9 protein-coding genes are annotated in these 11,760 nt (G+C 55.9%); all 9 read right to left on the bottom strand.

Features of this window, described 5'->3' with window-relative positions; all coding sequences use genetic code 11:
* From RTX30_RS04595 to RTX30_RS04555, 9 genes are read right to left on the bottom strand one after another with little or no spacing between them, the layout of a single operon-like run.
* Nucleotides 1-921, bottom strand: a complete 921-nt coding sequence (locus tag RTX30_RS04595; protein ID WP_312687279.1) for a D-alanine--D-alanine ligase — start codon at nt 919-921, stop codon at nt 1-3.
* On the bottom strand, nt 914-2,386 hold the full coding sequence (murC, locus tag RTX30_RS04590) for a UDP-N-acetylmuramate--L-alanine ligase (RefSeq protein ID WP_312687277.1): 1,473 nt from the start codon (nt 2,384-2,386) through the stop codon (nt 914-916). Before murC ends, RTX30_RS04595 begins: the two co-directional genes overlap by 8 nt.
* Nucleotides 2,387-2,443: 57 nt before the next feature.
* Nucleotides 2,444-3,511, bottom strand: a complete 1,068-nt coding sequence (gene murG / locus RTX30_RS04585) for an undecaprenyldiphospho-muramoylpentapeptide beta-N-acetylglucosaminyltransferase (protein WP_312687275.1) — start codon at nt 3,509-3,511, stop codon at nt 2,444-2,446.
* Complete coding sequence (ftsW, locus tag RTX30_RS04580) at nt 3,508-4,752, bottom strand: cell division protein FtsW (protein ID WP_312687274.1); 1,245 nt, start codon at nt 4,750-4,752, stop codon at nt 3,508-3,510. Before ftsW ends, murG begins: the two co-directional genes overlap by 4 nt.
* Nucleotides 4,752-6,068 carry a UDP-N-acetylmuramoyl-L-alanine--D-glutamate ligase gene (gene murD / locus RTX30_RS04575; RefSeq protein WP_312687272.1) on the bottom strand — a complete coding sequence of 439 codons (1,317 nt, stop codon included), beginning with the start codon at nt 6,066-6,068 and terminating at the stop codon, nt 4,752-4,754. Before murD ends, ftsW begins: the two co-directional genes overlap by 1 nt.
* 2 nt (nt 6,069-6,070) lie before the next feature.
* A complete protein-coding gene (gene mraY, locus RTX30_RS04570; protein ID WP_312687270.1) occupies nt 6,071-7,153 on the bottom strand; it encodes a phospho-N-acetylmuramoyl-pentapeptide-transferase in 1,083 nt (360 codons plus the stop codon).
* Nucleotides 7,147-8,505 (bottom strand): UDP-N-acetylmuramoyl-tripeptide--D-alanyl-D-alanine ligase, encoded by a 1,359-nt coding sequence (gene murF, locus RTX30_RS04565; protein WP_312687268.1) that lies wholly within the window; start codon nt 8,503-8,505, stop codon nt 7,147-7,149. Before murF ends, mraY begins: the two co-directional genes overlap by 7 nt.
* Nucleotides 8,502-9,989, bottom strand: coding sequence for a UDP-N-acetylmuramoyl-L-alanyl-D-glutamate--2,6-diaminopimelate ligase (gene murE / locus RTX30_RS04560; protein WP_312687266.1), 1,488 nt, complete (start codon nt 9,987-9,989; stop codon nt 8,502-8,504). Before murE ends, murF begins: the two co-directional genes overlap by 4 nt.
* Entirely contained in the window at nt 9,976-11,742 is a 1,767-nt protein-coding gene (locus RTX30_RS04555) for a peptidoglycan glycosyltransferase FtsI (RefSeq protein ID WP_312687262.1), read from the bottom strand. Before RTX30_RS04555 ends, murE begins: the two co-directional genes overlap by 14 nt.
* Nucleotides 11,743-11,760 lie beyond the last annotated feature (18 nt).

Raw genomic sequence — 11,760 nt, 5'->3', positions numbered from 1 at the left:
TCACTCCGCCAGTTCCAGAATGCGTACAACAAGTTGCGAGAAGCTCAACCCCGCCTGACGGGCCGCCATCGGCACCAGGCTGTGACTCGTCATGCCAGGAGACGTGTTCGCTTCCAACAAATAAAACTGACCATCGCTGTCCAGCATCGCATCAATTCGGCCCCAACCACGACAGCCAAGAACATGCCATGCTTTCAGCACCAGAGACTGTAATGCGGCTTCACGTTCAGCTTCCAGACCAGAAGGGCAGAAATATTGCGTCTCATCAGAGAGATACTTTGCTTCATAATCATAGAAGATTCCCGCCGGTTGAATACGGATCGACGGTAAAATTTCATTTCCGAGCAGCGCCACGGTAAATTCAGGCCCACTCAGCCATTTTTCGATCAGAACTTCATCATCATGTTGAAAGGCAAGCGCTAATGCAGCCTGCAGATCATCATTTTTGTCGACCTTCGACATTCCAACGCTGGAGCCTTCACGGCTGGGCTTGACAATAACGGGTAACCCCAGATCATCAATGCGCTGAATAACATCATTTTTCAGGCCTAATTCGAACTCGCTACGCGTCACGCCAACAGAAGGCGCAACCGGTAAGCCTGCGCCCTGCCACAGTAACTTGCTACGCAGCTTATCCATTGAGATGGCTGATGCCATTACGCCACTGCCGGTATAGGCGACACCGGTCAGTTCCAGTAACCCTTGCAATGTCCCGTCTTCGCCGCCGCGACCATGCAAAGCAATAAACGCCTTGCTAAAGCCCATCTCTTTGAGGCGCGTAACATCTACGTCGCGCGGATCAATGCCATGCGCATCCACCCCGCCCTCACGCAAGCCGCTTATCACAGCAGCGCCGGAGTCGAGCGAAACCTCGCGTTCAGCAGACGTTCCGCCAAACAGAACCGCGACTTTCTCAGCCATTGGTCTCCTCCGCGGTCTGTGGCTTCAATTTACACTCCGCCAGGCTGCGCGCGATCTTACCGATGTTGCCTGCCCCCTGGATCAGGATCAGATCATTACCGGTCAGCACGGGTGCCAGCATCGCCGCAACCTGCGTTGGATCTGACGCCAGAATCGGGTCAATTTTGCCGCGACTGCGGATAGTGCGGCACAACGAACGGCTGTCCGCACCCGGAATCGCCGTTTCACCAGCCGGGTAAACTTCCAGCATCAGTAAGGCATCAACTTGTGTCAGTACATTGGCAAAATCGTCGTACAGATCGCGAGTACGGGTGTAACGGTGCGGCTGAAACACCATGACCAGATTTTTATCCGGCCAGCCTGCGCGCGCCGCTTTAATGGTGGCATCCACTTCTGTCGGGTGGTGACCGTAATCATCAACCAGCATCGCAGTACCTGCTTTGCCGTTCACCGCTTCCAACGGATACTCGCCCAGGAAATCGAAACGACGGCCGGTTCCCTGGAAGCTCTCCAGCGCACGCAGGATAGCCTCATCTTCAATGCCTTCTTCCGTGGCAACCGCTACTGCGGCGGCGGCATTCAGGGCGTTATGGCGTCCTGGCGCATTCAGCGTGACGCGCAGTTCCGGTTTATCCTGGCGCACCAGCGTAAAGTGACCCTGAGGCCCAATCTGGCGGTAGTTTTCTACCCGCACATCGGCATCATCGCTAAAGCCGTAGGTTGTCGTCTGGCGGCCGACACGCGGCAGTAACTCGCGGATCACCGGGTCATCAACGCACATTACCGCACGGCCATAGAACGGCAGGTTATGCAAGAAGTTGATGAACGTCGTTTTTAAATTTTCGAAGTCGCCCTGGTAGGTATCCATATGGTCAGCTTCGATATTGGTAACAATGGCCACCATCGGTTGCAAATGCAGGAAAGAGGCATCGCTCTCATCGGCTTCGGCAATCAAATAGCGGCTATGTCCGAGGCGCGCATGCACGCCGGCGGCTTTAACCAGCCCGCCATTGACGAAGGTCGGATCCAGCCCGGCTTCGGCGTAAATACTTGCCACCATCGCAGTGGTGGTGGTTTTACCGTGCGTACCGGCAATGGCGATACCGTGACGAAAACGCATCAACTCGGCCAGCATTTCTGCACGGCGGATCACCGGGATACGCGCCTCATGCGCCGCGACAATCTCCGGATTATCGGCAGAGATCGCGCTGGAGACCACGACAACACTGGCATCGCTTACATTTTCCGGGCGATGGTTGAAATAAATCGTGGCGCCAAGCGACGTCAATTGCTGCGTAACCGGGTTCGGCGCCAGATCGGAACCGCTGATCTGGTAGCCTTCGTTGGCCAGGACTTCGGCAATACCGCCCATGCCGGCACCGCCAATGCCAACGAAGTGAATGTGCCGGACGCGACGCATCTCGGGCACGATTGAACGCAGTTTCGCCAGTTCTTGTGTATTCATTCTCTAAACGCCATCGAGTACTTCAATTTCGCGCGACGCAACAGGCGTCGCCAGTATTTATGCCTGAGCTGCCAGGCTCACTTCATGCGCCACCCGTTCGGTGGCATCGGGAATGGCCGCCGCGCGCGCGCGTTCCGCCATATCCAGTAATGCTCCACGATCCCAGCCCGCCAGCACCGTTGCCACTGCGTCAGCAGTAAACTGTGGCTGCTCCAGGATCTTTGCTGCGCCCGCCTTTTCCAACGGCAGCGCATTCCAGTACTGCTGCCGATCTTTATGCTGGAAAGGCACGAACAACGCCGGTAAACCCGCGGCAGCGATTTCACTGACCGTCAACGCGCCGGAGCGGCAAACAACCACATCCGCCCACGCATAGGCTTGTGCCATATCGTCAATAAACTCAGTAACTTTATGGTGAGTCTCACCACTAGCCGCGTAAGCCTGTTCCACTTCCTGCTGCGCGCCTTTACCGCTCTGATGCCAGATGGTTACCGACGCGCCCAGTTTGGCCGCCACCTGCGGCATGGTCTGGTTTAGTACACGTGCCCCTTGTGAGCCGCCAACAACCAGCACGCGCACCGGGCCATCGCGACCGGGTAAGCGTTGTTGTGGCAAAGGCAGCGCCAGCACATCCACCCGCACCGGGTTGCCCACTACTTCCGCTTTCGGGAATGCGCCGGGAAAAGCCTGCATCACAGTAGTGGCAATTTTTGCCAGCCATTTATTGGTCAAGCCGGCGATACCATTTTGCTCATGCAAAACCACCGGAATGCCAAGCGACCACGCCGCAAGGCCGCCAGGGCCAGAAACATAACCGCCCATTCCCAGCACCACATCCGGTTTAAAGCGCTGCATAATCGCTCGCGCCTGGCGCCAGGCGTTAAAAATGCGCACCGGTGCCAACAGTTGCGCCTTGATCCCCTTGCCACGCAGGCCAGAGATGCGAATAAAATCGATCTCAATACCGTGTTTCGGCACCAGGTCGGCTTCCATGCGATCGGCGGTTCCGAGCCAGCGCACTTGCCAGCCCTGATCCATCAAATGGTGCGCAACGGCCAGTCCGGGGAATACATGTCCGCCGGTACCGCCTGCCATCACCATTAACCGCTTTGGTTGACCACTCATCGCAAACCCCGTGTAAACGCCTGGGCTTTTTCCAGACGCGTTTCATAATCTATTCGTAGCAACAGCGTAATCGCCATCGACATAATTAATAAGCTGGAGCCGCCGTAACTGATCAATGGCAGCGTCAGCCCTTTGGTTGGCAGCATGCCCGCAGCTGCACCTACGTTTACCAGTGCCTGGAAGCTAAACCAGATGCCAATTGAACAGGCGAGGAAACCGGAAAAACGTTGGTCGATTTCCAGCGCTTTACGCCCAATGGACATGGCGCGGAAAGCGACGAAGAATACCATTAAAAGTGCTAATACCACACCGATATAACCGAGTTCTTCCCCGATAATGGAGAAGATAAAGTCGGTGTGTGCTTCCGGCAGATACTCCAGTTTCTGTATCGAGTTACCCAGCCCTTGCCCCCACAACTCGCCGCGGCCAAATGCCATTAACGACTGGGTAAGCTGGTAACCGCTACCAAAAGGATCTTCCCATGGGTTCCAGAAGGACGTTACACGGCGAATACGGTAGGGCTCAGCCAGGATTAACAGCACCACGGCTGCAATACCGGTGCCGATAATGGCGATGAATTGCCACAGTTTCGCCCCCGCCAGGAACAGCATGGCCAGCGTGGTAATAAACAGCACCACCACCGTACCAAGGTCCGGCTGCGCCAGCAGCAGCACCGCCAGCACCAGGATCACCCCCATCGGTTTGAGGAAGCCGCGCAAGTTATTGCGTACCTCATCAACCTTGCGCACCAGGTAGTTAGCCAGGTAGCAAAACAGCGACAGCTTGGTAAATTCCGCCGGCTGGAAACGCATCACTCCAAGGTCGATCCAACGTGATGCCCCATTGATCGAACTACCGACAACCAGTACCACTAACAGCATGATGATCGCGGTGATCAACATGACGGAGCTGTATTTTTGCCAGAATTCCATAGGCATACGCAGCGTGATCATCGCCGAGCAAAACGCCAGGAACAGGTACAACGCATGGCGCTTGGCAAAGAAAAAGGGATCGTTCGTCAGACGTTGACCGACCGGCATTGACGCCGAGGTCACCATAATGAAGCCAATCGCAGCCAGGCCCAGTGTCAACCACAGTAATGTGCGGTCATACATGACCAGGCTGTTGGTATCTTTCTCTCTGGAGCCCATCACCCAGCCTTTTAATGCCGCAAACAGCCACGCCAGGACACCAAATCCTGGCAAGTGCGGCATTTTCGGGCGAGGGAGAGTTAAACGCATCAACCTAACTCCTGCGCCAGGCGGGTAAAGACATCACCCCGCTGTTCAAAGTTTTTAAACTGATCGAGGCTTGCGCAGGCGGGAGAGAGCAATACCATATCACCCGACTGTATGCGCGTGGCAATCTGGTGCATGGCCTGGTCCATGGTCTCGAATTGTTCGGCAATTTCCGGACGCAGTGCCGCCAGTTCCGCCCCATCACGGCCAAAGCAGTACAGACGCACGCGCTCGCCACCGAGATAACGTTTCAAGGGAGAGAAATCCGCAGACTTCCCGTCGCCCCCCAGGAGCAGGTGTAACGTCCCGTCAACGTGCAGACCGTTCAGCGCCGCTTCTGTACTCCCGACATTGGTCGCTTTGGAGTCGTTGATCCAACGCACGCCGTTATGATCCAGCGCCAGCTGGAAGCGATGCGCCAGCCCGGTGAAGGTTGTCAGTGCTTTCAGACTGCTTGCGCGCGGTAAACCCGCGGCATCCGCCAGCGCCAGCGCCGCCAGGGCGTTGGTGTAGTTATGCTGGCCGGTCAGTTTCATCTCTTTAACATTCAATACCTTTTCACCTTTCACCCGCAGCCAGATCTCGCCCTGCTGGCGGTTAAGGTGATAGTCGCCGACATCGACGCCAAAACTGACGCAACGTTCATCCGCCCCGCGAACCGGCATCGTGAGCGCATCATCAGCATTGACCACGCACACTTTCGCGTTTTCGTAGATACGCAGTTTCGCGGCGCGGTACTGCTGCAGACCAAACGGATAACGATCCATATGATCTTCAGTGACGTTCAGAATGGTTGCCGCCACGGCCTGCAGACTGGAAGTGGTTTCCAGTTGGAAGCTGGACAGTTCCAATACATACAGTTCGCGGGCTTCGTCGAGTAGCATTAATGCAGGCAGACCAATATTACCGCCCACGCCAACGTTTACCCCGCCCGCTTCGGCCATCTCGCCTACCAGTTTGGTGACGGTGCTTTTGCCGTTCGAACCGGTGATCGCAATAATGGGTGCCTGCGCTTCACGGCAGAACAGTTCAATATCGCCAACAATTTCGACGCCCGCGTCCGCCGCCGCGCTCAAAGAAGGATGCGCCAGGGCGATGCCCGGGCTTGCGACAATCAGATCCGCCGCCAGAAGCCAGTCATCGTTAAGAGTACCAAGATGGCGTTCCACCTCTTCCGGCAGCTTATCCAGCCCCGGCGGTGAAATGCGCGTGTCCATAACACGTGGCATCACACCGCGCGCGAGGAAAAAGTCCACGCAGGAAAGGCCCGTCAGGCCTAAACCGATAATGACGACTTTTTTACCCTGGTAATCTGCCATGATTAACGTACCTTCAGCGTTGCCAGGCCAATCAGCACCAGCATCAGCGAAATAATCCAGAAACGCACGATCACGCGCGGCTCCGGCCAGCCTTTCAGTTCATAGTGGTGGTGGATCGGCGCCATACGGAAAATGCGCTGACCGCGCAGCTTGAACGACCCAACCTGCAAAATCACCGACAGTGTTTCCACCACGAAGACCCCGCCCATGATCACCAGCAGGAACTCCTGACGCAGCAGCACGGCGATAATACCCAGTGCGCCGCCCAAGGCCAGCGAGCCAACATCCCCCATAAAGACCTGAGCCGGATAGGTGTTGAACCATAAGAAGCCGAGCCCCGCGCCGACAATCGCCGTGCACACGATCACCAGCTCCCCCGCGTGGCGGAGATAAGGAATATGCAGGTAATTCGCAAAATTCATGTTCCCGGTCGCCCAGGCGACCAGCGCAAAACCGCCCGCCACAAATACGGTCGGCATAATCGCCAGGCCATCAAGACCATCCGTCAGGTTCACCGCATTGCCCGTGCCGACAATGACAAAATACGCCAGCGCGATGTAGAGCAAGCCCAGTTGCGGCATCACATCTTTAAAGAAAGGCACCACCAGTTCGGTGGCCGGGGTATCTTTACCTGCGAGGTACAGCGCAAAGGCAACGCCCAGGGCAATCACCGACATCCAGAAATACTTCCAGCGCGCGATAAGCCCCTTGGTATCTTTGCGTACCACTTTGCGATAGTCATCAACAAAGCCAATGGCACCGTAACCCACCAGCACCACCAGCACGCACCAGACGTACGGGTTGGACGGGTAAGCCCAAAGCAGCACAGACACAACGATCGCTGTCAGGATCATGATGCCGCCCATCGTGGGCGTACCGCGTTTACTGAAGTGTGATTCCGGGCCATCGTTACGCACGACCTGCCCGAAAGAGAGCTTTTGCAGGCGAGCAATCATACGCGGCCCCATCCACAACGAGATGAAGAGTGCGGTCAGCAGGCTGACAATGGCGCGAAACGTCAAATAGGAAAAGACGTTAAAGCCCGAATAATATTTGACCAAATGTTCGGCCAGCCACACTAACATGTCCCGTTCTCCTGTAATTCGCGTACCACCTCTTCCATGGCGGAACTACGTGAACCTTTCACTAAAATGGTAATAATTTGCTGTTCAGCAATCAGCGCTTTTAAGCGCGCCGCCACTGCCGCTTTATCGTTAAAATGCTCGCCGACGCCGCTAGCGTCGCTTAATGCCTTACTCAGTGCGCCAACACTCAGTACCTTGTCGATCCCCACGGCTTTTGCCGCTTCGCCAACCTGAATATGACAGGCTTCGCTTTCATCGCCGAGTTCTGCCATATCGCCAACCACCATCACCCGGTAGCCCGGCATTTCTGCCAGAACATGAGCCGCAGCCGTCATTGAACCGACATTGGCGTTATAGGTGTCATCCAGAAGTAGCTGGTTTTCAGCCAGCCTCACCGGGAACAGGCGGCCGGGTACGGCTTTCAGATTCGCCAACCCTTTTTTCACTGCATCAAGACTGGCATCCACCGCCATTGCCAACGCCGTTGCCGCCAGCGCATTGGCAATGTTGTGCCGTCCTGGTAATGGCAGAGTGACATCAATGTTGCCCGCCGGCGTTTGCAGCGTGAAATCGGTGCCATGAGAGGTGACGTGAATATTGATAGCCGTAAAATCGCTGTTTGCTGCGTTCGGCGAGAAGCGCCACACTTTGCGATCGCCAATAATGCTCTGCCAGTTCAGCCAGTCGTTATTGTCGGCGTTCAGAATGGCAATGCCGTTCTCGGGCAGGCCGGTGTAGATCTCACCTTTTGCTTTCGCCACACCCGCCAGTGAACCAAAACCTTCCAGGTGTGCTGCTGCCAGGTTATTTACCAGCGCGGCTTCCGGGCAAGTCAACCCAACCGTCCAGGCAATTTCGCCCTGGTGGTTAGCGCCCAGTTCAATTACGGCGTATTGATGCTCTCTGGTCAGACGCAGCAGGGTCATCGGCACGCCGATATCATTATTCAGATTGCCTGCGGTATAGAGGGTGTTGCCGCATTCGCTGAGAATGGCTGCCGTCATCTCTTTCACCGAGGTTTTGCCAGATGACCCCGTCAGGGCAACGACACGTGCGGGAACCTGCTGGCGGACCCATGCGGCCAGTTGACCAAACGCCTGGCGGGTATCTTTCACGACCAGTTGCGGCAGATCGATATCCAGCTTGCGGTTGACCAGCAGCGCGCCTGCGCCGCCTGCTTTCGCTTTGTCAGCAAAATCATGCGCATCAAAGCGTTCGCCTTTCAGGGCCACAAACAAGCAGCCCGGCGTCAGTTTTCGGGTATCACTGGTCACCGCATCGATAGCGATGTCATGACCGTGTAATTCTCCCGGCAGAATGCCGGTGAGTTGGCTGAGCGTTACGCTAATCATGCCACGACTCCCAGCAAACGTGCCGCCGTTACGCGGTCTGAATAATCCAGACGGCGGGTGCCGACTATCTGATAATCTTCATGGCCTTTACCAGCCAGCAGAACCACATCGTTCTCTTTCGCCTGCATAATGGCGTTGGTTACGGCTTCCGCGCGGCCTTCCACCACGTGCGCCCGGCCAGCGTCCAGCATTCCGGCCAGAATGTCATTAATGATGGCGCGCGGCTCTTCTGTTCGCGGGTTGTCATCCGTCACAACGGGCATATCCGAAAACTGTTCAGCAATTGCCCCCATCAGCGGGCGTTTGCCTTTGTCGCGATCGCCACCGCAGCCAAAAACGCACCACAATTTGCCTGTGCAGTGCAGGCGTGCGGCCTGCAAGGCTTTTTCCAGTGCATCTGGTGTATGAGCATAATCCACCACCACCGTGGGTTTACCCGGCGCGCTGAACACTTCCATACGGCCGCATACAGGTTGCAGACGTGATGCCGTCTTAAGCAGCTCCTGCAACGGGTAGCCCAGCGCCAGCAGCGTCGCCAACGCCAGTAACAGGTTGCTGACGTTAAATGCCCCCATCAGGCGACTTTCAATTTCGCCTTCACCCCAACTGGAGCTAAAACGGATAGTCGCGCCACTGTCGTGGTAATCGACAGCGATGGTTTTCAACCAGCGACCATGGCAATCAGGATTGATATGGTCTTCCATTGATACCGCAACCGCATCCGGCAACTTCGCCAGCCAACGGCGCCCCACCTCATCATCGGCGTTAATAATTGCCTGGCCGTAGTGATGCGCGGAGAACAGTAGCCACTTCGCCGCTTCGTAGTTGGCCATGTCACCGTGATAATCCAGATGATCGCGGCTGAGATTGGTGAATACCGAAGCAGCAAACTTCAACGCCGCAACACGATGCTGCACCAGACCATGGGAGGAAACTTCCATTGCTGTGAAGGTCGCGCCCTGTTCTGCCAGTCCGGCAATCACATGCTGCACATCCACCGCCGAGCCAGTGGTATTTTCCGTTGGGGTGACTTTGCCCAGCAACCCGTTTCCTACCGTGCCCATCACCGCACTGGTTTCGCCCAGCAACTGGCTCCACTGCGCCAGCAATTGGGTGGTGGTGGTTTTACCGTTGGTGCCGGTAACGCCAATCAGGCGCAGTTGCTCAGAAGGTTCGTTATAAAAACGGCCTGCCAGCGCGGAGAGGCGCTCAGTTAACTGGCTGAGATAAATGACCGGAACACCATGCATTTCACGAATTTCACCGTCATTTGCTTCGTCTTTCGCTTCAGCAATAATGGCAGCAACACCTTGCGCAATCGCCTGCGGGATATATCGACGCCCGTCCGCCTGATGACCGACCACCGCCACAAAGAGATCGCCCGATGCAGCCACACGGCTATCGAGTATCATTTCCCGCAGTGTTCGCTCCGGCGCGCCAGGCACCCACGGAGCGAGAAGGTCGCGCAAATTACGATCTGCCACCTGTTCCCTCGCCTTGATTAATTACAAACTCACTTTTCTCGCCTGTGGTCAGCGCATCCGGCTCAATGTTCATGGTACGCAGAACGCCGCCCATGATGGCACCGAAGACCGGCGCGGACACAGCGCCACCGTAGTATTTACCCGCTTGCGGATCGTTGATAACCACCACCAGCGCAAAGCGCGGGCGGCTGGCAGGCGCGACGCCAGCGGTGTAAGCAATGTATTTGTTGATATAACGACCGTCAGGCCCGACTTTTTTCGCTGTACCGGTTTTAATCGCAATGCGATAGCCTTTGATGGCTGCTTTTACGCCGCCGCCGCCAGGCAGCGCGACGCTCTCCATCATATGCACCACAGTACGGACAATCGGCTCCGCAAAAACGCGTTCGCCAGGCACGGGCGGATCAACTTTGGTTATCGACAGCGGGCGATAAATGCCATAGCTGCCAATGGTTGCATAGACTCGCGCTAACTGTAACGGCGTTACCATTAGCCCGTAGCCGAAAGAGAAGGTGGCCCTCTCTATGTCAGACCACCGTTGTTTTTGAGGAAATAAGCCACTGCGTTCCCCGACCATCCCCAAATTGGTCGTTTTTCCCAGTCCAAAACGTGAGTAAGTATCTACTAACGCTGAGGAGGGCATCGCTAACGCCAGCTTGGAAACGCCGACGTTACTCGACTTCTGTAGCACACCGGTAAGGGTCAATTCGCTGTATCGCGCCACGTCCTTAATTTCGTGGCCGTTAATACGGTAAGGTACGGTGTTTAATACGGTATTCGGATTCACGACACCACGTTGCAGGGCGGTCATCACTACCATCGGTTTAACTGTAGAACCCGGTTCGAAAACATCGGTAATAGCGCGGTTGCGCATCGCGTCCTGCGCCGTACCGGTAAAGTTGTTCGGGTTGTAGGAGGGGCTGTTAGCCATCGCCAACACTTCGCCAGTATTTACATCCACCAGTACCGCACTACCGGATTCGGCTTTGTTAAACGCCACAGCATTGTTCAGCTCACGGTAGACCAGCGCCTGCAGACGTTCATCAATGCTCAGCGCCAGGTTATGCGCAGCCTGGCTGTCAGTAGAGGAGATATCTTCAATGACCCGACCATAGCGATCTTTACGCACAATGCGCTCGCCGGGTTGACCGGTAAGCCATTTATCAAAGCTTTTTTCAACCCCTTCAATGCCCTGGCCATCGACATTGGTGAAACCAATGAGGTGAGCGGTCACTTCCCCGGAAGGATAGTAGCGACGTGACTCTTCCCGCAGGTGAATACCTGGCAACTTGAGTTTTTTAATGTAGTCGCCCAGATCCGGGTTAACCTGACGCGCAAGGTAGATAAAGCGCATTTTCGGGTTTGCGTTAATACGTGCCGCAAGCTGGTCGAGCGGCATATTCAACGCATCGGAAAGCGCTTTCCAGCGGTTATCCAGCGTAACGCCGCCCGCATCGTGTAACTCTTTCGGATCCGCCCAAATAGCTTTTACCGGTACACTGACCGCCAGCGGGCGGCCCGACCGATCTGTGATCATCCCCCGCGATGTCGCGACTTCTTGTACGCGCAGAGAACGCATGTCTCCTTCACGCACCAACATCTCCGGATTGACGATCTGCAAATACGCAACGCGCCCGAGCAGGAACCCGAGCGCAAGTAAAATGCAACCGCAAAGCAACGCAAAACGCCAACTTATAAAGTTGGCCTGTTCTTCCTGGCGTTTCGGTTTAAGCGTCTTCGCCGCTGCTTTCATGCGTTGCGTGATTCCTTA

The sequence above is a fragment of the Kosakonia sp. genome (genome assembly GCF_032052965.1).
Taxonomy (GTDB): domain Bacteria; phylum Pseudomonadota; class Gammaproteobacteria; order Enterobacterales; family Enterobacteriaceae; genus Kosakonia.
The sequence above is the reverse complement of the archived record's forward strand: the minus strand, read 5'-3'. Positions and strand labels throughout refer to the sequence as shown.